We start from the raw sequence: 25,477 nt of genomic DNA, 5'->3' as shown, positions 1-25,477 counted from the left end.
GTTATCGTGCAAGGGTGATCCAGGCCATCGGACTGACCAGCGCGTCCCGCGGCGAAGAAGCACCCGCCGTGGACGACCTCACCTTTGACGCCCGCCCCGGGGAGATCACCGCCCTGCTCGGCGACAGCGGTGCGGGCAAGTCGACCGCTCTGCGGCTGATGATCGAACTCGAACCCGGCCGCGGCATCACCCTTTTCGGCGGTCGGCCGCTGCACCGTCACGCCCACCCGGCGAACATCGTCGGCGTACTCCTCGGCGACGTCCCCGGACATCCCTCCCGCTCGGCCCGCGGCCACCTGCGGATGCTGGCCGCCGCCGCCGGTGCGCCGGTCGAACGTGCCGATCAGGTCCTGGAGATCGTGGGCCTGCGCGACGCGGCCGACCGGCGCCTCGGCGAGTTCTCGCTCGGCATGGACCGCCGCCTCGGGGTGGCCGCCGCCCTCCTCGGCGACCCGCCCGCCCTCCTGCTCGACGACCCCGCGCAGGACTTGTCACCCCGCGACACCGCCTGGCTGTACGGATTGCTGAAGACCTATGCCGCACGCGGCGGCACGGTGGTCGTCACCGTGAGTGATCCTCGAACGGCCGGTCGCCTCGCGGACCGCATCGTCACGCTCGACGCGGGGCGGCTCGTCGCCGACCAGTCGGCCCGGGAATTCGGCCGCGGACGGCTGCGGCCCTACGTCGCCGTGCAGTCGCCGCAGGCCGAACGCCTGGCGCTGCTGCTCGCCGGCGACGAGACCGAGATCACCCACGAGAGCGGCAGTCGCATCTGCGTCTACGGCGCGACCACCGCCCGGATCGGCGAGACAGCCTTCCGGCACGGCATCCTGCTGCACCGCCTCGCGGACGAGGTGGGTGACACCGGCGTTCCGGATTCGCCGCACGGAGATCGCGCCCCCGGCGCGATCTCCCTGGCGCCGGTGCGCGAGGCGCGCCCGCCCGCCGGGCCCGCCCGGCCGGTCCGCTACGAACTGCGCCGCCTCGCGGGCATCCGCGGCCCGTGGCTCATCGCCCTCGCCGGCGTGCTCGCCTCGGCACTCTCCACTTTCGTGCTGCTGCGCACTGGGCACCATGCCGCCTCCCTGCGCCTGCTGACCGGCTGGGCACATTCCCTGCCGCTTCCTCCGGCCGCTCTCGGGGGCGGGTTGCTCGGGGCGCTCTCGTACGGCCAGGAGTTCCGGTACCCGGCGCTGGCCCCCGCCAACGCGCCCGTGCCGCGCCAACTGCGCCTGCTGCTGGCCAAGCTCGTCGTGAACGGCGGTGCGGCGCTGCTGATCGCCGGTGGCGCGGCCGTGGCGGGGGCTGTGGAGGCGCATTTCCTGGGCGACCACGGGCTGCCCCGTCTCCTGGTCCTGGCCCGTATCGCCGTGACATGGGGGGTGCTGGCGCTCGTCTGCTGCTGGGCCGGTGTGCTGGCGGCAGGGGTGTTCCGTACCACCGCGCTCGGTCTGGCCGGGGTGTTGGCGGTGCCTCTGCTGGTGGCGCCCGTCGTGCGCCGTGCGGCGACCGCGCCCGCCATCGACGCGGTCCGGCTGGCGACCCAACCCGTCCGGTATTCCTTCGTCTTGTCGCTCTTCGCGCTGTTGTGTGCCTATGTGGCAACGGTCTTGCGCCGGAGAAACCCCATTTCCTTCCGATAAAGCGTCAATTATCAGGTGATGAGTGCTCACCCTTTCGTGTGCTTTTCAGCAAAGCCCTCAAGGCGCCGGGCGTCATCGCCGACAAATGATGCGTGAGTACCCTTGCGCACACCATGATGACCGCCGCCCGCTCCGTCGACCCCAGCCTCGTCGGCGGTGGCGAGCTCGACCGCTATCCGTACGCCGACGTCTCCGCCGGATCCTCGCTGGACCGGCCCGGCGGCACGCCCTCCTGGGAGGGCGGCGACACCGACATGGGCCGGATGGGCCGCCGGGCGGGCGGCAGCCGTGGCCGCGGGCTCCACGGCCAACTCGTCCAGCAGCTCGGCCAGATGATCGTCTCCGGCGATCTGGGTGCCGACCGCCCGCTCGTCCCCGAGGAGATCGGCCAGCGTTTCGAGGTCTCCCGCACCGTCGTCCGCGAATCGCTGCGTGTTCTGGAGGCCAAGGGTCTGGTCAGTGCCCGGCCCAACGTCGGCACCCGGGTCCGCCCCGTCAGCGACTGGAATCTGCTCGACCCCGACATCATCGAGTGGCGGGCCTTCGGCCCGCAGCGGGACGACCAGCGCCGCGAGCTGTTCGAGCTGCGCTGGACGATCGAGCCGCTCGCCGCCCGCCTCGCCGCCGGGCACGGCCGTGAGGACATCCAGCAGCGCCTGGTGGACATGACCGAGATCATGGCTCACGCCGTCGGTCAGGGCGACGGGCTGACCTTCTCCCGCGCCGACGCCGAGTTCCACGCCCTGCTCCTGCAGGTCGCGGGCAACCGCATGCTGGAGCACCTGTCCTGCATCGTCTCCGCCGCCCTCCAGGTCTCCGGTGGCCCCGTCACCGGCTGCGAGCGCCCCGGCGATCACTCCGTGGCCCTCCACGTGCGGGTGGTCGAGGCGCTGGCCGCCTCCGACGGTGCCGAGGCGGAGGCCGTCATGCGCCAGCTGCTGGCCGTGCACACCGAGCCGGGTCCCGCCGGGACCCCCGACCATGTCGTCCCCGCGCCGCGCGAGCACTGATCGCCCGGAGCCAACCGGAGACGGCACCGACTTCCGCCGCCGGCCCACACCCTCCGGGCCCGGCGGCGGAGCCGTCCGCCCCGTCAGGGGCGGACATGGCCGTCTCGTTCACACCGAGTGTCCGGCTATCGACTGGTTGATGCCGTTCCGGGGTGTGACTCGGACCACGTGGGGCCGGGCGTAACGCTCTGGCGAGCAGCGCGATGAGGTAAGAGGTGGCGGCCGCGCGAGGAATATCCGCGACGTACATGACGCTGAGTTGCTGAGCGGTTCCACCGTAGTCGTTTTCCATCGTTCCGAGAGGTTGTTCGTGTCGGCCAGCACATCCCGTACGCTCCCGCCGGAGATCGCCGAGTCCGAGTCTCTGATGGCGCTCATCGAGCGGGGTAAGGCTCAGGGTCAGATCGCCGGCGACGACGTGCGCCGAGCCTTCGAAGCGGACCAGATCCCGGCAACCCAGTGGAAGAACGTTCTGCGCAGCCTCAACCAGGTCCTCGACGAGGAGGGTGTGACGCTGATGGTGAGTGCCGCTGAGGCGCCCAAGCGCACCCGTAAGAGCGTCGCAGCCAAGAGCCCGGCGAAGCGTACTGCCACCAAGACCGTCGAGACCAAGGTCGCGCCGGTGAAGAAGACCGTGGCGGCCAAGGCCGCCGCGTCCGCCGTCGAGTCGGAAGCGGTGGCGGACGGGAGCGACGAGGGCGCGGCGCCCAAGAAGGCCGTGGCCAAGAAGACCGCGGCCAAGAAGACCACCGCGGCCAAGAAGACGACGGCGAAGAAGACCGCCGCCGAGACCAGGACCAAGAAGGGCGACGAACTCGCCGAGGGCGAGGAACCTCTCGAGGAGGCCACGCCCGGCAAGGACGAGGACGTTCCGGCCGGCGAGACCGAGGCGGAGAGCTTTGTGCTCTCCGACGACGACGAGGACGACGCCCCCGCGCAGCAGGTCGCCGCGGCCGGCGCCACCGCCGACCCGGTCAAGGACTACCTGAAGCAGATCGGCAAGGTCCCCCTCCTCAACGCCGAGCAGGAGGTGGAGCTCGCCAAGCGCATCGAGGCCGGTCTGTTCGCCGAGGACAAGCTGGCCCAGGCGGACAAGCTCGCCCCCAAGCTCAAGCGTGAGCTGGAGATCATCGCCGAGGACGGCCGCTGGGCCAAGAACCACCTGCTGGAGGCCAACCTCCGTCTGGTGGTCTCGCTGGCCAAGCGCTACACCGGTCGCGGCATGCTCTTCCTGGACCTGATCCAGGAGGGCAACCTGGGCCTGATCCGTGCGGTCGAGAAGTTCGACTACACCAAGGGCTTCAAGTTCTCCACCTACGCGACGTGGTGGATCCGCCAGGCGATCACCCGCGCGATGGCCGACCAGGCCCGCACCATCCGTATCCCGGTGCACATGGTCGAGGTCATCAACAAGCTGGCCCGCGTCCAGCGCCAGATGCTCCAGGACCTGGGCCGCGAGCCCACCCCGGAGGAGCTGGCCAAGGAACTCGACATGACCCCCGAGAAGGTCATTGAGGTCCAGAAGTACGGCCGCGAGCCGATCTCCCTGCACACCCCCCTGGGCGAGGACGGCGACAGCGAGTTCGGTGACCTCATCGAGGACTCCGAGGCTGTCGTCCCGGCCGACGCGGTCAGCTTCACGCTCCTCCAGGAGCAGCTGCACTCCGTCCTGGACACGCTCAGTGAGCGTGAGGCCGGCGTGGTCTCGATGCGCTTCGGCCTGACCGATGGCCAGCCCAAGACGCTCGACGAGATCGGCAAGGTGTACGGGGTCACCCGTGAGCGCATCCGCCAGATCGAGTCGAAGACCATGTCCAAGCTGCGCCACCCGTCCCGCTCCCAGGTGCTGCGCGACTACCTGGACTGATCAGGACCGGCTCGCGACGGGCCCGTGACCGCCATTGGCGGGCGCGGGCCCGTCGGCGTTTTCGGAGGCCGCTCCGGATGCGGGGGTGGATCATGCGGGTCACTCTGAGTGCACTTGTTCTTCCGGAGGGTGAGGAGAGTGCATGCGTTCCTCGATCCGCTCGATGATCGGCGGACTGACGCTGGCATCCGCGCTCGCGATGCCGCTGGTGGCCCCCGCGTACACCGCGTATGCCGCCACCGTTGAGCCCGCCGCGCCGGGCGTGGAATCCGTGGCCCAGCAGGCGGGGAGCGCCGCCGTGCCCGCGGCCGAGTCGCAGGAGGGGGCCTCGTACGCCACACCGGGGCGGGAGTCCATAGCCCGGGGCGCGGAGTCCTCCGCGCAGCTCGGCCGGGCGGCGGCGCCCGTGGCACCCGAAGGGCGCCGCGCCGTCGCGGACGTGGCGACTCCGAAATCGCCGACGCAAGGTGCCACCGGCGCCGTCATAGGCGGTGCGCCCGTGTCGACCCAGCAGTACCCCTGGGCCGTGGCCATCTCCAGCCGCTCGCGGTACGGGACGACTCGCTCAGGGCAGTTCTGCGCCGGTGCCCTGGTCGGGCCGGCCACCGTGGTGAGCGCCGCGCACTGCTTCACCCCGGCCGCACTCGGCGGGGACTGGAGGCAGGTGCCCGATCTGCGCGTCATCGGCGGGCGCACGGACCTGAGCGGCGCGGGGGGCAGGGAGGTGCCGGTCACAAACGTCTGGGTGAACCCGGCCTACGATCCGGCGACCAACAACGGTGATGTGGCGGTCGTCACGCTCGCCGGGCGGCTTCCGGCCTCGGCGGCGATTTCCATGGCCAAGCCCGGCGACAGTGCCGTCTACCGCTCCGGCACCCCGGCCAAGGTCCTGGGCTGGGGCGACACGACAGGGCTCGGCACCTACTCCAACACCCTGCGGGCGGCCCCGGTCAAGGTGCTCTCCGACGCGGTGTGCCAGAAGGCCTACCCGGGGAGCGTCGACGGCAAGTACATGTCCGGCTCCATGGTGTGCGCGGGTGAACTCACCGGGGGCCGCGATTCCTGCCAGGGGGACAGCGGTGGCCCGCTGGTGGCGGGGCAGCGGCTCATCGGCCTGGTGTCATGGGGCTCCGGCTGCGCCGAGGCCGGTCAACCGGGCGTCTACACCAGGGTTTCGTCGGTCTCCGGGCTGGTCGGGCAGCACTCGTGACCGGTTGATGGATGATCGTGCAGCCGTGAGGCGCCCAGGCGCCGCGGATGCGCGGTGCGGAGGGCGCTCCGGGCGCCGGCCGCGATGACGGGCGGCGGACACGCCGACGGGCGGCCTTCCACGCTGGAGGCCGCCCGTCGAAAGCTCGTCGCAGTGCTACGCGTCAGCGTTCGTCATCGACCGCGACGGTCTGCGTGGCCGTGAGGCGGCCGGTCTCGTCCTGTATTTCCACAGCGATCTTCTTCAGTTCGGGCTCGAACTTACGCCCATGGTGCGCGCAGAAGAGCAGCTCACCGCCGCTGATCAGAACGACGCGCAGGTAGGCCTGGGCGCCGCAACGGTCGCAGCGGTCCGCCGCCGTCAGCGGGCTCGCGGGGGTCAGAACTGTAGTCACGTCGCCTCTTCTCTAGCTCGACGAGCTGTCGTACCAGGGTCAACATCCAACCAGGCCGTAACTGTTCCCGCTGGTGCCTTTTTCCTGGAAACCGTTGTTGTAGCGGCTGGATGCTACCGATTGGCGGCGAATGATCCTCTGGTGCGGTTATTTGTCGTATTCGGGGCAATCGGGCGGAACTGGTCAGATTCTTCAGTTATGTCCCGCCGGCTGGCTTGCCGGTTGTTGATGAGGACGTGCCCGCAGCCTAAATGGTTCATGCCTCCAGGGGAACGTGACATGTGTATCACTCAAACGAGGGATCGAACATGTCTTCGAAGGCGAGCTAGCATGGACCGCATACCGGGTCGCGGCGAAACGGCCGCGCGCGGCCTCGGTACCCTCTGACCGATACGGCTGTAGAACTTCATCGAGGAGACGTCCCGCGTGACCGCCGAAACATCCGTGCCGTCCACCGCGTTGCTGACCGGTGCAGATCGTGACGGCTCCAATTACACCGCGCGGCATCTGCTGGTACTTGAGGGCCTGGAGGCGGTGCGCAAACGCCCGGGCATGTACATCGGCTCCACCGACAGCCGCGGCCTGATGCACTGTCTCTGGGAGATCATCGACAACTCCGTCGACGAGGCCCTCGGCGGTCACTGCGACCACATCGACGTCATCCTCCACGAGGACAACTCGGTGGAGGTGCGCGACAACGGCCGTGGCATCCCCGTCGACATCGAGCCCAAGACCGGCCTGTCCGGTGTCGAGGTCGTCATGACCAAGCTGCACGCGGGCGGCAAGTTCGGCGGCGGGTCGTACGCGGCCTCCGGCGGTCTGCACGGCGTGGGCGCCTCGGTCGTCAACGCCCTGTCCGCCCGGCTCGACGTCGAGGTCGACCGCAGCGGCCACACCCACGGCATCAGCTTCCGGCGCGGCGTCCCCGGCCGCTTCGCCAAGCCCGGCCCGGAGGCGAACTTCGAACCGGAGAGCGGGCTCGACAAGTCCAAGAAGGTGCCGCGGACCCGTACGGGCACCCGTGTGCGCTACTGGGCCGACCGCCAGATCTTCCTCAAGGACGCCAAGCTCTCCCTGGACACGCTGCACCAGCGGGCCCGGCAGACCGCGTTCCTGGTGCCCGGCCTGACGATCGTGGTCCGCGACGAGCGCGCCGACAGCGGCTCCGAGGACGGCAAGCCGGTCGAGGACACCTTCCACTTCGACGGCGGCATCAGCGAGTTCGCCGACTACCTCACCCCGGACAAGCCGATCTGCGACGTGCTGCGCCTGTCCGGCAGCGGCACCTTCAAGGAGACCGTGCCGGTCCTGGACGACCGCGGACACATGAGCCCCACCGAGGTCACCCGCGAGCTCGCCGTCGATGTGGCGCTGCGCTGGGGCACGGGGTACGACACCACGCTGCGCTCCTTCGTGAACATCATCGCGACGCCCAAGGGCGGCACCCACGTCCGGGGTTTCGAGGGGGCCATCACCCGGACGGTCAACGAGGTGCTGCGCGCCAACAAACTGCTGCGCGTCGCCGAGGACGACATCGTCAAGGACGACGCCCTGGAGGGCATGACCGCGGTCGTGACCGTCCGGCTCGCCGAGCCGCAGTTCGAGGGCCAGACCAAGGAGGTGCTCGGCACCTCGGCGGCCAACCGCATCGTCTCCAACGTCGTCTCGCGTGAGCTGAAGGCCTTCCTCATCTCCACCAAGCGGGACGACAAACAGCAGGCCCGCGCCGTGCTGGAGAAGGCGGTCGCCGCGGCCCGTACGCGGATCGCCGCCCGGCAGCACAAGGAGGCGCAGCGCCGCAAGACCGCGCTGGAGTCCTCGTCGCTGCCGGCCAAGCTCGCCGATTGCCGCAGTGACGACGTGGACCGCAGTGAACTCTTCATCGTCGAGGGCGACTCGGCGCTGGGCACCGCGAAGCTCGCGCGCAACTCCGAGTTCCAGGCGCTGCTGCCGATCCGCGGCAAGATCCTCAACGTCCAGAAGTCCTCGGTCTCTGACATGCTCAAGAACACCGAGTGCGGGGCGATCATCCAGGTCATAGGAGCCGGCTCCGGCCGTACCTTCGACATCGACCAGGCGCGCTACGGCAAGATCATCATGATGACCGACGCCGATGTCGACGGCAGCCACATCCGGTGCCTGCTGCTGACGCTCTTCCAGCGCTACATGCGCCCCATGGTCGAGGCCGGACGGGTCTTCGCCGCGGTCCCGCCGCTGCATCGCGTGGAGCTCATCAACCCCCGCAAGGGCCAGGACAAGTACGTGTACACGTACTCCGACCGGGAACTGCGCGAGACGCTGCTGGAGTTCGAGCGCAAGGGCATCCGCTTCAAGGACAGCATCCAGCGGTACAAGGGCCTGGGCGAGATGGACGCCGATCAGCTGGCCGAGACGACGATGGACCCGCGCCACCGGACGCTGCGCCGGATCAACATCAGCGACCTGGACGGGGCCGAGCTGGCGTTCGACCTGTTGATGGGCAACGACGTGGCGCCGCGCCGGGAGTTCATCACCAACTCCGCGGCCACCCTGGACCGCTCACGCATCGACGCCTGACGGCCGCCCGGCCCGGGCCGCCCCGCCAGGCCCTTTAGGTCAATGTGCTGTCCCCCACCCCCCGGGGTGGGGGATCGTCACCTGATGGGGTGAAGGTTTCTGCTTGGGGCCTCCCGGATCTTCCCGCAATGTCCATGCTTGGGCGCACGGCCGAACGGTCCGTGAAGCGAGGAGAGTCCGTGAAAGAGCACGACGGGGCGGAGCCCAGCGGGCTGCGGGTGGACGACCCCTGGTACGACGCCCTGGCCGCCGGGGACTGGGAGGGGCAGCAACCGCCGCCGGCGCCCGTACCCCCACAGGCCCCGGCGTCCGGCCGTGCCGCCGTGTACCGGGAGGTGCAGCGCAGCGGCCCGTTCCAGGAAGTCCGCGGCCGCTACCGGCGGTTCGTCTTCCCGGCGACCCTGGCCTTCCTCGCCTGGTACCTGCTCTACGTCGTCCTCGCGACCACGGCACCCCGTCTGATGGCCCGGCCGGTCGCCGGCGAGCTCAATGTCGCCATGGCCCTGGGACTCGCGCAGTTCGCCTCGACCTTCCTGCTGACCTGGGCCTACGCCCGGCACGCCCGGCTGCGCCGGGACCGGGCCGCCCTGGAACTGCGCTGGGACACCCAGGAGCGGATGCGGTGACCGGCAACCACCAGGGACTCGCGCTGGTCCTCTTCACCGTCTTCGTCTCCGTCACCCTCGCCATCACCGCCTGGGCCGGGCGGCGGCGCAGCTCCTCGGTCGAGTTCTTCGCGGGCGGCCGGCTCTTCTCGCCTCTGGAGAACGGATTCGCCATCGCGGGCGACTACCTGTCCGCCGCGACCTTCCTCGGCATCTCCGGCCTCATCGCGCTCTTCGGGTACGACGGCATGCTCTACTCGGTCGGCTTCCTGGTCGCCTGGCTGGTCGTGCTGTTCCTCGTCGCCGAACTCGTCCGCAACTGCGGCCGCTACACCCTCGCGGACGTCCTCAGCGCCCGGATGAAACAGCGGCCCGTGCGGATCGCCGCGGGCACCGCCTCGGTCGTCGTCTCCGTGCTCTACCTGGTCGCGCAGATGGTGGGCGCGGGCAGCCTGGTCGCGCTGCTGCTCGGTGGCCAGGGCTCGGCCGCCCGCACCTGGACCGTGGTCGGGGTGGGCGCGCTCATGGTCTTCTACGTCACTTTCGGCGGTATGCGGGCCACCACATGGATCCAGATCGTCAAGGCGGTGCTGCTGATGGGCGGCACGCTCGCCCTCACGGTGCTGGTCCTGATCCGCTTCCACGGCGACCTCGGCGGCCTGCTGCGCGCGGCGGCCGACGGCAGCGGACACGGTCGCGCCTATCTCGCCCCGGGCCTGAAGTACGGCGAGAACTGGACCTCCCGGCTGGACTTCATGAGTCTCGGCCTCGCCCTGGTGCTCGGGACGGCCGGCCTGCCGCACATCCTGTCCCGCTTCTACACGGTGCCGACCGCCCGTTCGGCCCGGCGCTCGGTGGTCTGGGCGATCGGCCTGATCGGCAGCTGCTACCTGATGATCATCGTGCTCGGCGTGGCCGCGGCCGCCGTCGTCGGCTCGGACGCCGTACGGACCTCCAACGCCGCCGGGAACACCGCGGTGCCCCTGCTCGCCCTCGACCTCGGCGGGGGAGCGGGCTCCACCGGCGGGACCGTGCTCTTCGCCGTCGTCGGCGCCATCGCCTTCGCCACGATCCTCGCCGTCGTCGCGGGCATCACGCTGGCCTCCTCCGCTTCCGTGGCGCACGACCTGTACGCGACGCTCCGCCGTCCCCGCCCCGGCGCGGTCCGCCGCGAGCACGAGGAGGTACGGGTGGCCCGGCTTGCCGCCGTCGGGATCGGCGGCGTGGCGATCGGGCTGAGCCTGTTCGCGCAGGGGCAGAACGTGGCGTTCCTGGTGGGACTGGCGTTCGCGGTGGCGGCGTCGGCGAACCTGCCGGTGCTGCTCTTCACACTGTTCTGGCGCAGGTTCACCACCCGGGGCGCGGTGTGGTCGGTGTACGGCGGCCTGGTTCCGGCGGTGGCGCTGGTGGTGCTGTCGCCGGTGGTGTCCGGCAGCCCGGACTCGCTCTTCCCGAGGATGGACTTCGCCTTCTTCCCGCTCCAGAACCCGGGGCTGGTGTCGATCCCCCTGGGCTTTTTGGCCGGCTGGGCCGGCACGCTGCTCACGCGTGAGCCTGCCGACGCCGACGCGTACGCGGAGGTGGAGGTCCGGGCCCTCACGGGCGCCGGAGCGGCCTAGAAGGGCCCGCACCGGCTCTGTGGGCCCGTTCGGACCGTTGGCCGGGTTCCGGGCCGGGGAATCCCGCCGAGGGCCCTCAACGGCCCTCCCAGGGCGGGCTGTTCCGCGTCGCCGTGGTCTCGTCACCGCCCGGCGGTGAACGGGGTCAGCCGGCCCGCGCCCCAGGTGTACCGGTGTTCGGGGCGGCCGGTGTCGCCGTACTTGAGGGTGAGGCTGATCCGCCCCTCGCGTTCCAGGAACTTCAGGTAGCGCTGGGCGGTGGAGCGGCTGATCCCCGCGCGTGCGGCGACTTCGTGAGCCGACAGCGGCTGCGCCGCCTCGGTACGAGTCTCTGCTCGGCTGGATGGTCGGCGTCGTCGCCGGTGTGGTGCTCGGGATCGTGCTCGGGCGCATCCGCTTCCTGGCCGATGTGCTGGGGCCGTACATCAAGGTGCTCAACGCGCTGCCGCGCATCGTGCTCGCGCCGGTCTTCCTCATCTGGTTCGGCCTCGGCCCGGCGTCGAAGGTGGCCTCCGCGGTGGTGCTGGTCTTCTTCCCGGTCTTCCACGGACTTCCTGACGATGGACCTCGCCGTCAGCGACGGCGTAAAGGGCAACGAGTTCACCCCGGTCGCCGTCGGCGCGGGCCAGACCTTCGTCTCCGCGCTGTAGCGGGGCTCGATCCAGGGCGGCAAAACGACCGACCCGACCGTGGCCGCGATCCTGGACAAGAAGCTCGGCAAGGTGCTGATCGACCTGCACACCCCCGAGGGCTCCCGGCAGGCCCGCGGGGGGCTCTACCCCTCCGCCAGCCTCAACATGCAGACGGAGTGGATGAACGGCCGCAAGGAGACCGCGCAGAAGCTCGCCAACGCCTTCGTGAAAACGCTCACTTGGATGTCCACGCGCACCGCCGCCGAGATCGCCGCGAAGATGCCGGCCGACTACGCGCGGGGCGGCGCCCCGGAGCTCTGCACGCGGTCCATCGAGAGCACGCTGCCGATGTTCACCAAGGACGGGGTCATGCCCGAGGGCGGCCCGGAGACCGTGGAGCGGGTCCTCAAGGCGTTCAACCCGAACCTGCAGAACGCGAAGGTCGACCTGAGCAGGACCTACACCACGGAGTTCGTCAAGAGCGCCGGCTGAATGCCGCTGACCTCCATGCGCAGCGGTGCCCCCAGGGCCGCCCCGCAGCTCTCGGGCCGGGGCGGCTCCGCCGCGACCGCGGTCACCTCGACGTCCCAGACCCGGCCGTCGACGTGCCGCACGCGTGTGCCGTCCACGGTCAGAGCCCCGGCCCGGTCCTCGCCGGTCAGCCGGCGGACGGCGAGCTCGGCCGCCTGGCCCGGGCGCTCCCAGGCGGAGCGCCCACGGCAGCCCTCCAGGACGACGCGGCCCTCGCGGGCGGCCTCCAGCACCTGCCGCGCCAGCGGGAGGTCCACACGCCCGTAGGAGTAGCCGTACGGCAGCACCAGCATCGTCGGCGAGAAGCGGTGGCCACCCAGGTGGGTCACCTCCCACACGTGACCGAGCCGTGCGGTGGCGAGCCCGGCCGCCAGCGGGCGTCCGTTGAGCGCGCAGCAGCGGTCGCGCCTGCCGTTGGTGCACACCAGGGCGAGCGGGTCGCCCTCGTACGGCACTCCGAAGCCGCGGTGGTCGCCCTGCCCCAGTGCCGCGAAGTCGAGCCCGAGCAGGGTCTCCGGGTCCTCGAGCACGGCTTCCCGCACCCACGAGCGCCCCGGCACCGTGTGCGCCATGTACGCCGTGCGCCGGGGGATGTCGCGCCGGCGGTCCGCGTGCGGCCCGGGCCGCCGGATCAGGCCCACACGCACCCCGGTTCCCGCGGCGGCCCGTTCCAGCGCCCGCCCCACGCGCGGGTCCAGATGGCTCCCGGTCAGCGCCTTGGGGCCCCACGGCCCCGGTTGCTCCAGCAGCAGCCATGTGCGCGCGGTGGCCGCGGTCGCGGCAACGGGCTCCGCCAGCGAACTGGACGCGGTCGTGCAGGTGCTCATGAAGGTAAGCCTAACCTTCTGGATCCCCCGCAGCTCTCCAGCCCCTCCCGTGTGGCATGGGCGGCGCCTCGTCGGGTTTCTGGAATGCCTGACTTCGTCCGGGAGGGGGCTCGGTGAGGTGCGCGATCGGCGGCCGCTGCAACGGTTCAGGTCGCGTGCGGGCCGACGCTCCCGCCCCGGTGGCGTGCTCGTGCATCGCCGGCCCCAGCGGCCTTGCGCAAGAGCGCAAACCACTTGCATGGCGTGTCGTATGCTTGCACGCATGACGCGACGGCTTGCCGAAGTAGCGAAGAAGGTCGGGGTCAGTGAGGCCACCGTCAGCCGGGTGCTGAACGGGAAGCCGGGGGTGTCGGAGGGGACCCGGCAGGCGGTGCTGACGGCACTGGACGTGCTGGGGTACGAGCGGCCCACACAGTTGCGGGGGAACCGGGCGCGGCTCGTGGGGCTGGTGCTGCCCGAGCTGCAGAACCCGATCTTCCCGGCGTTCGCCGACATCGTCGGCGCGGCGCTGGCGCAGCAGGGGCTCACGCCCGTGTTGTGCACCCAGACCGCGGGCGGGGTGTCGGAGGCGGACTATGTGTCGCTGCTGCTGCAACAGCACGTCTCGGGTGTGGTGTTCGCCGGTGGTCTGTACGCCCAGGCGGACGCGCCGCACGACCACTACCGGCTGCTCGCGGAACGCAATCTGCCGGTTGTGCTGATCAACGCGGCGATAGAGCACCTGGGTTTCCCGAGGGTGTCGTGCGACGACTCGGTGGCGGTCGAGCAGGCGTGGCGGCACCTGTCCTCGCTCGGCCACGAGCGGATCGGCCTGCTGCTGGGGCCCTCCGACCACGTGCCGTCGCGGCGCAAGCTGGCGGCGGCCCGCGGCGTGGCCGCGGCGACCGGGTCGCCGCTGCCCGACGAGCACGTCGGGCGGGCGATGTTCACGCTCGAGGGCGGCCAGGCGGCGGCCGCGAAGCTGTGGGAGCGCGGGGTCACCGGGATCATCTGCGCCAACGACCCGATGGCGCTGGGCGCGGTACGCGCGGCGCGCCGGATGGGGCTGTCGGTGCCGGGGGACGTCTCGGTGGTCGGGTACGACGACTCGGCGTTCATGACCTGCACGGATCCGCCGCTGACCACCGTGCGCCAGCCGATCGAGGCGATGGGACGCACCGCGGTCGAACTGCTCGCCTTGAAGATCGCGGGTAAGCAGGTCGCCTCCGACGAGCTGCTGTACGAGCCCGAGTTGGTCGTCCGCGGTACGACGGGACCGGTGCGCGGCTGAGCCCGCACGCCGCGCGACGGCGTACCCCGCAGAGCCCGCGGTGCCCGGCACCGCGGGCTTTCGCGCGCCCTGGCCCCGCCGGATCCCGCCCGGGCGCGGCCGGCCCTGCCGGCCGGCCCGGTCCGCGGCCGTGGAAACGGTTCGCAGCCCACCTGCGCAAGCTCGTCAGTCTTTTGCGAAAACTGCGCGACATCTTGCGGACATCTACCAGGAGTGCTTGAGTGTGCGGCGCCCCCGCTGTGCGTAGTCGGGGGCTTCCACGCTCATGCCCGAAGGGGACCACCGATGAGAAGCTCCTGGTTCCGCCCCGCCCGTCGTGCCTCCGCGGCCACGCTCGTCTCCGCGCTGGCCCTCGTCGCCCTCACCGCCTGCGGCACCAGCAGCAGCGCGGACAACGACGACAACGCCGGCGGCGGATCATCGTCCGACCCGACCGCCCCGCTGGACCCGAAGGCCAAGGTCACGCTCACCATCGACTGCATGCCGCCGGCCGCCAAGAAGGCGGAGCTCAAGGAGTGGAAGGAGGACGTCGCCACCTTCAACAAGCAGTACCCGAACGTGACGATCGACGGTAAGTCGACGCCCGGTCAGTGCGAGGAGCCGGCCCGCTTCACCGCGGCTCTGAAGGCGAAGTCCCAGCCGGACGTGTTCTACACGTACTTCACCGACCTGCAGCAGGTGCTGGACAACGACGGGGCCGCGGACATCTCCGCGTACGTGACGGACAAGACCGTCCCCGCGCTCCAGGACATCGACCCCAACGTGATGGGCGTCCTGAAGAAGGACGGCAAGCTCTACGGCGTGCCCACGAGCAACTACACCATGGGTCTGCTCATCAACCGCAAGCTCTTCACGCAGGCCGGCCTCGACCCCAACAAGCCGCCGACCACGTGGGAAGAGGTCCGCACCTCGGCCAAGGCCATCGCGGGACTCGGCAAGGGCGTCGCCGGATACGGCGACTACAGCGCGCAGAACACCGGCGGCTGGCACTTCACCGCCGCGATGTACGGCCTGGGCGGTGACGTCGTCTCCGAGGACGGCGGCAAGGCGGCGTTCAACGCCGACCTCGGCAAGCAGATCGTGCAGAACCTGCACGACATGCGCTGGACCGACAACAGCATGGGCCAGACCCAGCTGCTCAAGTGGGGTGACCTGCAGAAGCAGATGGCGGCGGACAAGCTCGGCATGTTCCTGGCCGCGCCCGACGACATCACGTACATGGTCCAGCAGCTCGGCGCCGACTACGCCAACTTCGGCATGGGTCCGATCCCCGGCGGCAAGGCCACCCTCTTCGGCGGCAACGACTACATGATCAAGAAGGGCAGCTCGCCCGACAAGATCAAGGCCGCCATCGCCTGGCTCAACTTCAAGACCCTCTCCCCGGGCAAGGGCCAGTTCGAGTACTCCCGCAGCAAGACGGACGGTCTGCCCGTCGGTCTGCCCCAGCCGGCCTTCTTCATCGGCGCCAGCAAGACCAAGGACGACCAGCTCAAGGCGGCCAGCGCCACCATGCCGGTGGAGAACTTCCGCGCCTTCATGGACAACCCGATCCCCGGTAAGGCCGAGCCCGTGAAGGCCCAGGAGATCTACAAGGTCCTGGACAACGTGATGTCCGGCGTTCTCACCAACAAGAACGCGGACGCCGCCAAGCTGCTGTCCACCGCGGAGACCCAGGTCAACCAGGTCCTCGCCAACCAGTAGCTCCGGCCCCCGGCCCCCCGGCACTCAGGAGTAACGATGTCGGCCCCCAGCGCCCCCACCCTGCCCGCCAGCACTCCCGCGAAGAGCCGGTCGCGCCGCTCGGCACGCCGCCCTGCCCCGGATCCCCACCGTCCGGGGCGGGCCGGCCGCTCCCTGCGCCGCAACCTCACCGCGTACGGCTTCCTCATCGGCGCCGTGCTGTGCTTCGCGTTCTTCTCCTGGTACCCGATGGTCCGGGAGTTCGTACTGGCCTTCCAGAAGACCAAGGACGGGCACACCACCTGGGCCGGCTGGTCCAACCTGAACTACGTCTTCCACGACCCCGCGTTCTGGCAGGCCTGGCAGAACACCCTGCTCTACACCGGCCTGGCGCTGCTGCTCGGCTTCGCGGTGCCGTTCTTCGTCGCGCTGCTGCTGAACGAACTGCAGCACGCGCAGGGCTATCTGCGGCTGCTGGTGTACCTGCCGGTGATGCTGCCGCCGGTCGCCTCGGTGCTGCTCTTCAAGAACTTCTACAACCCCGAGTACGGCCTGTTCAACCGCATCCTGGAGACCCTGCACCTGCCGGCGCAGCAATGGCTGCAGTCCACCGACACCGCCATGCTGTCGGTGGTCATCGCCTCCACCTGGATGAACATGGGCGGCGCCACCCTGATCTACCTGGCCGCCCTGCAGGGCATCCCCGGTGAGCTGTACGAGGCCGCCGAACTCGACGGGGCCGGACTGCTGCGCAAGATCTGGCACGTGACGATCCCGCAGACCCGGCTCATCCTCTCGCTGATGCTGCTGATGCAGATCATCTCCACGATGCAGGTCTTCACCGAGCCCTTCCTGCTGACCGGAGGCTCCGGCCCGGAGGGCTCGACGACCACCGTCGTCTATCTGATCTACCAATATGCCTTCAACTTCAACAACTTCGGCGGCGCCGCGGCGCTCGGCCTGGTCCTGCTCGTACTGCTGGCGGCCTTCTCCGCCGGCTACGTGCGGCTCAGCCGTGCCGCGGACGAGTAGGGCGGGGACCCACCGATGAGCAGCACGAGATCGCTGATATCGCCGACGCAGATGGCGACCCGACGCGGCAAGATCATCTACCGGACGGTCCTGTTCCTGGTGGTCGCGGCCTTCACGCTCGTCTTCCTCGGCCCCCTGTACTGGATGGCCGCCAACGGCCTGAAGTCCACGCAGGAGTTCGCGCAGATCCCGCCGACCGTCCTCCCGCACGCCCTCCACCCCGAGAACTACAAGAGCGCCTGGTCCGTGATGGACCTGTCCCATCTGCTGGTCAACACCCTCTGGTACGCCTTCGGGGCGCTCGCCTTCCAGCTGGTCCTCGACGTGGCCGCGGCCTACTCGCTGTCCAAGCTGCGCCCGGTGCTGGGCAACGTGATCCTCGGCATGATGCTGGCGACGCTGATGATCCCGGCGACCGTACTGGTGGTGCCGCAGTACCTGACGGTGCTGGACGTGCCGATCTTCCAGCGCAACCTGCTCAACTCGCCCTGGGTGATCTGGCTGCCGTCGGTCACCAACGCCTTCAACATCTTCCTGCTGAAGCGGTTCTTCGACTCGGTGCCCCAGGAACTGCTGGACGCCTCGGCGATCGACGGCGCCTCCCAGGTGCGCACCCTGTGGTCGGTGGTCCTGCCGATCTCCCGCCCGATCCTCGGAGTGGTCTCCATCTTCGCGATCGTCGGGGTCTGGAAGGACTTCCTCTGGCCGATGCTCGCGCTGCCGGACCCGACGAAGCAGACGCTCAACGTCGGCATCTACTCGCTCGCCAGCGGAGTGCCGGAGAACTGGCTGCTGGCGGCCATCGCCATGGCGTCCGTCCCCACCCTGCTGATCTTCCTCGTCTTCCAGCGCAACATCATGAGCGGCCTGACCGCCGGCGGTCTGAAGGGCTGAGGCCCGCACCCGCCCACCGCCACTCCGCTTCCCACCAGCACCACGCCGCCCGCCGTAAGGGCCGGCGGCGTGGTCCCAGCTGCCCGAAAGGACCAGTCACGTGGCAGACACCCAGCCGACCGAGGCCACCGACGAGTGGTGGCGCGGCGCCGCCATCTACCAGGTGTACGTACGCAGCTTCGCCGACGGCGACGCGGACGGCACCGGCGACCTCGCCGGGGTGCGGTCCAGACTGCCGTACCTGGCGGCGCTGGGCGTCGACGCCCTCTGGTTCAGCCCCTGGTACCCCTCGCCCCTGGCAGACGGAGGCTACGACGTCGCCGACTACCGGGCCATCGACCCGGCGTTCGGGACCCTGGCCGAGGCGGAGAAGCTCATCGCGGAGGCCCGCGGCGCCGGCATCCGCACCATCGTCGACATCGTCCCCAACCACGTCTCGGACCGGCACGTCTGGTTCCAGGCCGCGCTCGCCGCGGGGCCGGGCAGCGTGGAGCGCCGGCTGTTCCACTTCCGCTCCGGCCGCGGTGCCGACGGCGAACTGCCGCCGAACGGCTGGCGGTCCCAGTTCGGCGGCCCCGCCTGGACCCGGCTGCCGGACGGCGACTGGTACCTGCACCTGTTCGCGCCGGAACAGCCCGACCTCAACTGGGAACACCCCGCGGTCCGCCTGGAGCACGAGGACGTGCTGCGCTTCTGGTTCGACCGCGGCGTCGCCGGAGTGCGGATCGACTCGGCGGCCATGGTCGCCAAGGACCCGGAGCTGCCCGACTTCGAGGAGGGGCGCGACCCTCACCCCTACATCGACCGCGACGAACTGCACGAGATCTACCGTTCCTGGCGCACCATCGCGGACTCCTACGGCGGTGTCCTGATCGGTGAGGTCTGGCTGCCGGACGCCGAGCGCTTCGTCCGCTACCTGCGCCCCGACGAGCTGCACACCGCCTTCAACTTCGACTTCCTGTCCTGCCCCTGGGACGCCGGCCGGCTGCGCGCCTCGATCGACGTGACGCTGGCCGTGCACGCGCCCGTCGGTGCTCCGGCGACCTGGGTGCTGGCCAACCACGATGTGACCCGCACGGCCACCCGCTACGGCCGCGCCGACACCGGCTTCGACTTCAAGACCAAGGCCCACGGGATCCCCACCGACCTGGCGCTGGGCACGCGCCGAGCCCGCGCCGCCGCCCTTCTCACGCTCGCCCTGCCCGGCTCGGTGTACCTGTACCAGGGTGAGGAACTGGGCCTGCCCGAGGTCGAGGACATCCCGGCCGACCGGCTCCAGGACCCCATGTACTTCCGCTCCGGCGGCACCGACCCGGGCCGCGACGGCTGCCGGGTGCCGCTGCCCTGGTCCGGGGACGCGCCGCCGTACGGCTTCGGCGGCGAACGGCTGTGGCTGCCCCAGCCGGCCGGCTGGGCGCGGTACACCGCCGAGGCCGAGCAGGCCGACCCGGGTTCCGCGCTCACCCTGTACCGCACGGCGCTGGAACTCCGCCGTGCCGAACCCGGCCTCGGGGAAGGGCCGATGAGCTGGCTCGACAGCGCCGACGAGGTGCTCGCCTTCCGCCGCGAGGGCGATTTCGGCTGCGTGGTCAACCTGTCGGGGACCCCGGTGGACCTTCCCGGCCACCGGCAGATCCTGCTCGCCAGCGGGCCGCTCGCCGAGGACGGCCGGCTGCCCCAGGACACGGCGGTGTGGCTGCGCCTGGACGGGTAGCCGCCGGCCACCGCGCCGCATCCCCAGTCCCCCCGTCCCCCCGTCCCCCTCAGGAGTGCTGCCACCGGACAGCGTCGTCCAGGGCAGCACGGACGGCTCCGCGTACCCGATCCTGTGGGCCCGGCCGCCCGCAGCGCCCGCTGCCCGCGTGTCACCCGCGGATCGCCGCGGTCGAGGTCCGGGCCCGGCCCGAGGGCAGCGGCGGGGGAGGGGAGGAGGCACCGGCACCTCGTGCGCCCCAGTGCGCCCGGCCGGTTGCACGGCCGACGGCGACGCCTTCCCGCGGTCGCCGCACCGTCGACCGCGGTCCGGCCCCCACCATGGGGGGGGCGCCAGCGGCGACGGCTTCGCCTCCGCCGGCGGAACCCGGAGAGGCCACGGCCGCCGTCACGCTGCCCTGCGGCACGGCCACCCACCAGTCACCCGCCGCCCGCGCCCGACGTCCACGGGCCACACCGGCGGCCCGCCGTCCGACGCGGCGGGCCGGAGACGTACGCGTCCTGACCGCGTACGCCGAGGGGCGCGGCACCGCACCGGTGCCGCGCCCCTCGCTGTCGTCACGCGGCCCGTCACACCGGGCCGGCCACCACCGTGACCCGCTTGGTCAGCGCCACACCCGAGCCGTCCCGGCGCGGGTCCTTCGGCGGAAGGTCGGCGGGAGCACCGGTGGAGGTGGCGGCGCGGGCGGGGGCGACCCCGGCCCAGGCCAGCAACAGCACGTCCTCACCCTTGAGGAAGCGCTGGCAGCGCACGCCACCGGTCGCCCGGCCCTTGCGCGGGTACTGGTCGAACGGGGTGAGTTTGGCCGTGCTCTCCTCCGCCCCGTCCAGCACCTCGCGGGCGCCGGCGAGGGTGAAGACCACGGCGTCGGCCGAGGGTTCCACCACCGTGAAGGAGATCACCTTGGCGCCCTCGGTGAGCTTGATGCCGGCCATGCCGCCCGCCGGGCGGCCCTGCGGACGCACCTGGCCCGCCGGGTAGCGCAGCAGCTGGGCGTCGTCGGTGATGAAGACCAGGTCCTCCTCGCCGGTGCGCAGCTCGACCGCGCCGACGATCCGGTCGCCCTCCTTGAGGGCGATGACCTCCAAGTCGTCCTTGTTCGCCGGGTAGTCCGGCACGACGCGCTTGACGACGCCCTGCTCGGTGCCGATCGCCAGTCCCGGCGAGGACTCGTCCAGCGTGGTCAGGCAGACCACCTGCTCGTCCGGCTCCAGCGACAGGAACTCCACGAGCGGCGCGCCGCCCGCCAGGTTCGGTGCGCCCGTCATCTCCGGGAGGATCGGCAGGTCGATCACCGCCAGCCGCAGCAGCCGCCCGGTCGAGGTGACCGCCCCGATGTCGGCCCGCGCGGTCGTCGGCACCGCGGAGACGATCACGTCGTGCTTGACGCGCTTGCCGTCGCCCGGTGCCAGGGCCTCGCCGTTCGCCGTGCGCGCCAGCAGACCCGTGGAGGACAGCAGCACGCGGCAGGGGTCGTCGGCGACCTCCAGCGGCACGGCGGCGATCGGCGCCGCCGCCCCGTCCAGCAGGACCGTGCGGCGCTCGGTGGCGTACTTCTTGGCCACCGCCGCCAGCTCGGTGCTGACCAGCTTGCGCAGTTCGGCGTCGGACTCCAGGATCCGGGTCAGCTCCTCGATCTCCGCGGTGAGCCGGTCCCGCTCGGACTCCAGTTCCATGCGGTCGAAGCGGGTCAGCCGGCGCAGAGGGGTGTCGAGGATGTACTGGGTCTGGATCTCCGACAGCGAGAAGCGCTCGATGAGCCGCTCCTTGGCCTGGGCGGCGTTGTCGCTGGAGCGGATGATCGAGATGACCTCGTCGATGTCGACGAGCGCGACCAGAAGGCCCTCGACCAGGTGGAGGCGGTCGCGGCGCTTGCCGCGGCGGAACTCGCTGCGCCTGCGGACCACCTCGAAGCGGTGGTCGAGGTAGACCTCGAGCAGTTCCTTCAGACCCAGCGTGAGCGGCTGGCCGTCGACCAGGGCCACGTTGTTGATGCCGAAGGACTCCTCCATCGGCGTCAGCTTGTACAGCTGCTCCAGGACGGCTTCGGGGTGGAAGCCGTTCTTGATCTCGATGACCAGCCGCAGCCCGTGCGCGCGGTCCGTGAGGTCCTTGACGTCGGCGACGCCCTGGAGCCGCTTGGCGCCGACCAGGTCCTTGATCTTGGAGATGACCTTCTCGGGGCCGACCGTGAACGGCAGCTCGGTGACGATCAGGCCCTTGCGGCGGGCGGTGACGTCCTCGACCGTGACCGTCGCGCGGATCTTGAAGGTGCCGCGCCCGCTCTCGTACGCGTCCCGGATGCCGTCCATGCCGACGATGCGGCCGCCGGTCGGCAGGTCGGGGCCCGGCACGTGGCGCATCAGCGTCTCGAGGTCCGCGTTCGGGTAGCGGATCAGGTGGCGGGCGGCGGAGATGACCTCGCCCAGGTTGTGCGGAGGCATGTTGGTCGCCATGCCGACCGCGATGCCCGAGGCGCCGTTGACCAGCAGGTTCGGATACGCGGCGGGCAGGGCGACGGGCTCCTGCTCCTGGCCGTCGTAGTTCGGCGCGAAGTCGACGGTGTCCTCGTCGATCGACTCGACCATCAGCATCGCGGCCGGGGTCGTGCGGCACTCGGTGTACCGCATGGCGGCCGGCGGGTCGTCGTTGCCGAGCGATCCGAAGTTGCCGTGGCCGTCGACCAGCGGCACCCGCATCGAGAACGGCTGCGCCATGCGCACCAGCGCGTCGTAGATCGAGGCGTCGCCGTGCGGGTGGAGCTTGCCCATGACCTCGCCGACGACGCGGGCGCACTTCACGAAGCCGCGTTCGGGACGCAGCCCCATCTCGTTCATCTGGTACACGATCCGTCGGTGCACCGGCTTGAGCCCGTCGCGGGCGTCGGGGAGCGCGCGCGAGTAGATGACCGAGTAGGCGTACTCGAGGAAGGACCCCTGCATCTCGTCGACGACGTCGATGTCGAGGATCCGCTCCTCGAAATCGTCCGGCGGCGGCGGGGTCTTCGTGGTGCGGCGGGCCATCAGGGCGCTGCTCCTTCGGCTGGACCTCATCGGGTGTGGACACGTGACTGACGCGGACCATTGTGGACCGCCCCACCGACAGCCCCGACCACCCCCCGGCCCCTGCGCGCCGGTGACGGGAACTTCGCAGGCTGTTTGTCCGCTGCCTAGAGTGGCAGGTCTAGGCACGAAACAACGAGTACGCGACGGGAAGGACAGCTTGCCCATGGGTCACACGGCCACGCCGGAGGCAGAATCCGGCGGCCTCACCGCGACCGAGCACCGCCTGGCCAACGGCCTGCGTGTGGTGCTTTCCGAGGACCACCTCACCCCGGTCGCCGCGGTCTGCCTCTGGTACGACGTCGGTTCCCGTCACGAGGTGAAGGGCCGTACCGGACTCGCCCACCTCTTCGAGCACTTGATGTTCCAGGGATCGGCGAACGTCAAGGGCAACGGACACTTCGAACTGGTCCAGGCCGCCGGCGGCTCGCTCAACGGCACCACGAGCTTCGAGCGGACCAACTACTTCGAGACCATGCCGGCCCACCAGTTGGAGCTGGCCCTGTGGCTCGAGGCCGACCGCATGGGCAGCCTGCTGTCCGCGCTGGACGAGGAGAGCCTGGACAACCAGCGCGACGTGGTGAAGAACGAGCGCCGTCAGCGGTACGACAATGTGCCCTACGGCACAGCGTTCGAGCGGCTGACCGCCATGGCGTACCCGGACGGGCACCCGTACCACCACACGCCCATCGGCTCGATGGCCGACCTGGACGCCGCCTCCCTGGAGGACGCGCGCGCCTTCTTCCGTACGTACTACGCCCCGAACAACGCCGTCCTCGCGGTGGTCGGCGACATTGACCCGGAGCGGACGCTCGCCTGGGTCGAGAAGTACTTCGGCACCATCGAGGCCCACGACGGCAAGCCGGCGCCGCGTGACGGTTCACTCCCTGGAGTGATCGGCGGACAACTCCGCGAGGTCGTCGAGGAGGACGTTCCCTCCCGTGCCCTCATGGCCGCCTACCGGCTGCCGAAGGACGGCACCCGCGAGTCCGACGCCGCCGACCTGGCGCTGACGATCCTCGGCGGCGGTGAGTCCTCCCGGCTGCACAACCGGCTGGTCCGCCGGGACCGCAGCGCGGTCGCGGCCGGCTTCGGTCTGCTGCGGCTGTCCGGCGCGCCGTCGCTGGGCTGGCTGGACGTGAAGACGTCCAGCGGTGTCGAGGTGCCCGACATCGAGGCCGCCGTCGACGAGGAGCTGGCCCGCTTCGCCGAAGAGGGCCCGACGCCCGAGGAGATGGAACGGGCCCAGGCCCAGCTGGAGCGCGAATGGCTGGACCGGCTGGCCACGGTCGGCGGCCGTGCGGACGAACTGTGCCGCTACAGCGTGCTGTTCGGCAGCCCGCAGCTGGCGCTGAGCGCGGTCAAGCGGGTCCTGGAGGTCACCGCGGACGAGGTGCGTGACATCGCCGCGGCCACACTGCGGCCCGACAACCGCGCCGTGCTCGTCTACGAGCCCACGGGCTCCGCGGCGGCTTCCGGCGAGGACACCGACGAGGACGAGGAGGGCGCGGACCAGTGACCGACGTCCACAGCACCATGACGTTCCACCCGCAGCCCCAGCCCGGGGAGCCCAAGCCCTGGGACTTCCCGGCCCCTGACCGGTCCCGGCTGCCCAACGGGCTGACCGTGCTGCGCAGCCACCGCCCCGGCCAGAAGGTCGTCGCCGTCGAGGTGCTGCTCGCAGCGCCGCTCGACGCCGAGCCCGAGGGCCTGGACGGCGTTGCCACGATCATGGCGCGCGCCCTGTCCGAGGGCACCGACAAGCTCACCGCCGAGGAGTTCGCGGCCGAGATGGAGCGCTGCGGCGCCACTCTCGACGCGCACGCCGACCACCCCGGCGTCCGGGTCTCGCTCGAGGTCCCCGCCTCGCGCCTCGACAAGGCCCTCGGCCTGATCGCCGACGCGCTACGCGCCCCGGCGTTCCCGGAGAGCGAGATCGAGCGCCTGGTGGGCAACCGCCTCGACGAGATCCCGCACGAGCTCGCCAACCCCGCGCGGCGCGCCGCCATGGCGCTGTCCAAGGAGCTCTTCCCCGCCGAACTGCGGTGCTCCCGGCCGCGCCAGGGTTCCGAGGAGACCGTCGCCCGGATCGACGCGCCGGCCGTCCGCGCCTTCTACGACACGCACGTACGGCCGTCCACCGCGACCGCGGTCGTGGTCGGCGACCTCACGGGGATCGACCTGGACGCGCTGCTCGGCAGCACCCTGGGGGAGTGGAGCGGCAAGCCCGCCGAGCGCCGCCCGCTGCCCGCGATCACCGCGGACGACACCGCCCGCGTGATCGTCGTCGACCGGCCCGGCTCCGTCCAGACCCAGGTGCTCATCGGGCGCACGGGCTCGGACCGCCACGACCCGGTCTGGCCGGCCCAGGTGCTCGGCACGTACTGCCTCGGCGGCACGCTGACCTCGCGCCTCGACCGCGTGCTGCGGGAGGAGAAGGGCTACACCTACGGCGTCCGCGCCTTCGGCCAGGTCCTGCTCTCCACTCCGGAGGGCACCGGCATCTCCCTGCTCGGCATCAGCGGCTCCGTGGCGACCGACGTCACCGCGCCGGCGCTGGCCGACACCTGGCAGGTGCTGCGCACCCTGGCGGCGGAGGGGCTCACCGACGAGGAGCGGGACGTCGCCGTCCAGAACCTCGTGGGTGTCGCGCCACTGCGCTACGAGACGGCCTCGGCCGTCGCCGGCACCTTCGCCGACCAGGTCGAGCAGTCGCTGCCCGACGACTTCCAGGCGCGGCTGTACGAGCGCCTGGCGGCCACCGGCACGGTCGAGGCCACGGCCGCGGCCGTCGCCGCGTTCCCGCTGGACCGGCTCGTGGTCGTGCTGGTCGGTGACGCCGCCGCGATCGCCGACCCGGTCCGCGACCTCGGCATCGGACCCGTGACGGTCGTCACGGGCGCCTGACGCCACCCGCCCGCACCGCGGCCC

General features: G+C 70.9%; 17 protein-coding genes and 3 pseudogenes. 16 read left to right on the top strand and 4 right to left on the bottom strand.

Annotated features, from left to right (window positions below; genetic code table 11):
* The first annotated feature begins 14 nt into the window (after window positions 1-14).
* The 4 genes from RV983_RS10470 (at window position 15) to RV983_RS10455 (ending at window position 5,730) form a co-directional block, all read left to right on the top strand.
* Window positions 15-1,643, top strand: a complete 1,629-nt coding sequence (locus RV983_RS10470) for an ATP-binding cassette domain-containing protein (RefSeq protein WP_475985522.1) — start codon at window positions 15-17, stop codon at window positions 1,641-1,643.
* 92 nt (window positions 1,644-1,735) lie between these two features.
* Window positions 1,736-2,653 carry a FadR/GntR family transcriptional regulator gene (locus RV983_RS10465; protein WP_475985521.1) on the top strand — a complete coding sequence of 306 codons (918 nt, stop codon included), beginning with the start codon at window positions 1,736-1,738 and terminating at the stop codon, window positions 2,651-2,653.
* A gap of 310 nt (window positions 2,654-2,963) precedes the next feature.
* Window positions 2,964-4,520: an RNA polymerase sigma factor gene (locus RV983_RS10460; protein WP_475985520.1), complete on the top strand. Its 1,557-nt coding sequence runs from the start codon at window positions 2,964-2,966 to the stop codon at window positions 4,518-4,520.
* A 406-nt stretch (window positions 4,521-4,926) separates the two neighbouring features.
* Complete coding sequence (locus tag RV983_RS10455) at window positions 4,927-5,730, top strand: serine protease (protein ID WP_475990278.1); 804 nt, start codon at window positions 4,927-4,929, stop codon at window positions 5,728-5,730.
* A 163-nt stretch (window positions 5,731-5,893) separates the two neighbouring features.
* Here RV983_RS10455 and RV983_RS10450 read toward each other — a convergent pair whose 3' ends face one another.
* The gene (locus tag RV983_RS10450) at window positions 5,894-6,124 is read right to left on the bottom strand and encodes a DUF7455 domain-containing protein (protein ID WP_475985519.1); all 231 of its coding nucleotides are present in this window, start codon (window positions 6,122-6,124) and stop codon (window positions 5,894-5,896) included.
* Window positions 6,125-6,550: 426 nt separating this feature from the next.
* On the opposite strand from RV983_RS10450, the gene RV983_RS10445 reads away from it, so the two are divergent.
* The 3 genes from RV983_RS10445 to RV983_RS10435 all read left to right on the top strand — a co-directional run bounded on the left by RV983_RS10445 (window position 6,551) and on the right by RV983_RS10435 (window position 10,904).
* The gene (locus RV983_RS10445) at window positions 6,551-8,680 is read left to right on the top strand and encodes a DNA gyrase/topoisomerase IV subunit B (RefSeq protein ID WP_475985518.1); all 2,130 of its coding nucleotides are present in this window, start codon (window positions 6,551-6,553) and stop codon (window positions 8,678-8,680) included.
* A gap of 134 nt (window positions 8,681-8,814) precedes the next feature.
* A complete protein-coding gene (locus tag RV983_RS10440) occupies window positions 8,815-9,306 on the top strand; it encodes a DUF485 domain-containing protein (protein WP_475990277.1) in 492 nt (163 codons plus the stop codon).
* Window positions 9,303-10,904 carry a solute symporter family protein gene (locus RV983_RS10435; protein ID WP_475985517.1) on the top strand — a complete coding sequence of 534 codons (1,602 nt, stop codon included), beginning with the start codon at window positions 9,303-9,305 and terminating at the stop codon, window positions 10,902-10,904. Before RV983_RS10440 ends, RV983_RS10435 begins: the two co-directional genes overlap by 4 nt.
* A 122-nt stretch (window positions 10,905-11,026) precedes the next feature.
* On the opposite strand, the pseudogene RV983_RS10430 reads toward RV983_RS10435, so the two are convergent.
* Window positions 11,027-11,224: pseudogene (locus RV983_RS10430) on the bottom strand (helix-turn-helix domain-containing protein); the annotation flags it as partial.
* 2 nt (window positions 11,225-11,226) lie between these two features.
* On the opposite strand from RV983_RS10430, the pseudogene RV983_RS10425 reads away from it, so the two are divergent.
* A pseudogene (locus RV983_RS10425) lies at window positions 11,227-11,448 on the top strand (ABC transporter permease); the annotation flags it as partial.
* Window positions 11,444-12,028: pseudogene (locus RV983_RS10420) on the top strand (type 2 periplasmic-binding domain-containing protein); the annotation flags it as partial. The pseudogenes RV983_RS10425 and RV983_RS10420, both read left to right, overlap by 5 nt.
* On the opposite strand, the gene RV983_RS10415 reads toward RV983_RS10420, so the two are convergent.
* Window positions 11,995-12,894, bottom strand: a complete 900-nt coding sequence (locus tag RV983_RS10415; RefSeq protein WP_475985516.1) for a sucrase ferredoxin — start codon at window positions 12,892-12,894, stop codon at window positions 11,995-11,997. The pseudogene RV983_RS10420 and the gene RV983_RS10415 overlap by 34 nt on opposite strands.
* Before the next feature lie 262 nt (window positions 12,895-13,156).
* Here RV983_RS10415 and RV983_RS10410 point away from each other — a divergent pair, with 262 nt between their 5' ends.
* From RV983_RS10410 to RV983_RS10390, 5 genes are all read left to right on the top strand, one after another.
* Complete coding sequence (locus RV983_RS10410) at window positions 13,157-14,164, top strand: LacI family DNA-binding transcriptional regulator (RefSeq protein WP_475985515.1); 1,008 nt, start codon at window positions 13,157-13,159, stop codon at window positions 14,162-14,164.
* 285 nt (window positions 14,165-14,449) lie between these two features.
* Window positions 14,450-15,865 (top strand): ABC transporter substrate-binding protein, encoded by a 1,416-nt coding sequence (locus tag RV983_RS10405; protein ID WP_475985514.1) that lies wholly within the window; start codon window positions 14,450-14,452, stop codon window positions 15,863-15,865.
* A 36-nt stretch (window positions 15,866-15,901) separates the two neighbouring features.
* Window positions 15,902-16,876: a carbohydrate ABC transporter permease gene (locus RV983_RS10400; protein ID WP_475985513.1), complete on the top strand. Its 975-nt coding sequence runs from the start codon at window positions 15,902-15,904 to the stop codon at window positions 16,874-16,876.
* A 15-nt stretch (window positions 16,877-16,891) separates the two neighbouring features.
* Window positions 16,892-17,770, top strand: coding sequence for a carbohydrate ABC transporter permease (locus tag RV983_RS10395; protein WP_475985512.1), 879 nt, complete (start codon window positions 16,892-16,894; stop codon window positions 17,768-17,770).
* 100 nt (window positions 17,771-17,870) lie between these two features.
* Window positions 17,871-19,484 carry a glycoside hydrolase family 13 protein gene (locus RV983_RS10390; RefSeq protein ID WP_475985511.1) on the top strand — a complete coding sequence of 538 codons (1,614 nt, stop codon included), beginning with the start codon at window positions 17,871-17,873 and terminating at the stop codon, window positions 19,482-19,484.
* 569 nt (window positions 19,485-20,053) lie between these two features.
* Here RV983_RS10390 and RV983_RS10385 read toward each other — a convergent pair.
* Window positions 20,054-22,507: a DNA gyrase/topoisomerase IV subunit A gene (locus RV983_RS10385; protein WP_475985510.1), complete on the bottom strand. Its 2,454-nt coding sequence runs from the start codon at window positions 22,505-22,507 to the stop codon at window positions 20,054-20,056.
* A 205-nt stretch (window positions 22,508-22,712) separates the two neighbouring features.
* Between RV983_RS10385 and RV983_RS10380 the strand changes: the two genes are divergently transcribed.
* Entirely contained in the window at window positions 22,713-24,065 is a 1,353-nt protein-coding gene (locus RV983_RS10380) for a M16 family metallopeptidase (protein ID WP_475985509.1), read from the top strand.
* 17 nt (window positions 24,066-24,082) lie between these two features.
* Window positions 24,083-25,453, top strand: coding sequence for a M16 family metallopeptidase (locus RV983_RS10375; RefSeq protein ID WP_475990276.1), 1,371 nt, complete (start codon window positions 24,083-24,085; stop codon window positions 25,451-25,453).
* The last annotated feature ends 24 nt before the right edge of the window (window positions 25,454-25,477 follow it).

The sequence above is a fragment of the Streptomyces sp. RLA123 genome (assembly GCF_056270165.1).
This window is presented reverse-complemented; position numbering and strand designations above follow the sequence as displayed.

Bases quoted from the DNA above. Each gene is read 5' to 3' on its own strand.
- RV983_RS10440 (WP_475990277.1), top strand. From the start codon at position 8,815: ATGCTTGGGCGCACGGCCGAACGGTCCGTGAAGCGAGGAGAGTCCGTG.
- RV983_RS10415 (WP_475985516.1), bottom strand. From the start codon at position 12,894: ATGAGCACCTGCACGACCGCGTCCAGTTCGCTGGCGGAGCCCGTTGCC.
- RV983_RS10410 (WP_475985515.1), top strand. From the start codon at position 13,157: ATGACGCGACGGCTTGCCGAAGTAGCGAAGAAGGTCGGGGTCAGTGAG.
- RV983_RS10405 (WP_475985514.1), top strand. From the start codon at position 14,450: ATGAGAAGCTCCTGGTTCCGCCCCGCCCGTCGTGCCTCCGCGGCCACG.
- RV983_RS10400 (WP_475985513.1), top strand. From the start codon at position 15,902: ATGTCGGCCCCCAGCGCCCCCACCCTGCCCGCCAGCACTCCCGCGAAG.
- RV983_RS10395 (WP_475985512.1), top strand. From the start codon at position 16,892: ATGAGCAGCACGAGATCGCTGATATCGCCGACGCAGATGGCGACCCGA.
- RV983_RS10385 (WP_475985510.1), bottom strand. From the start codon at position 22,507: ATGGCCCGCCGCACCACGAAGACCCCGCCGCCGCCGGACGATTTCGAG.
- RV983_RS10380 (WP_475985509.1), top strand. From the start codon at position 22,713: ATGGGTCACACGGCCACGCCGGAGGCAGAATCCGGCGGCCTCACCGCG.
- RV983_RS10375 (WP_475990276.1), top strand. From the start codon at position 24,083: ATGACGTTCCACCCGCAGCCCCAGCCCGGGGAGCCCAAGCCCTGGGAC.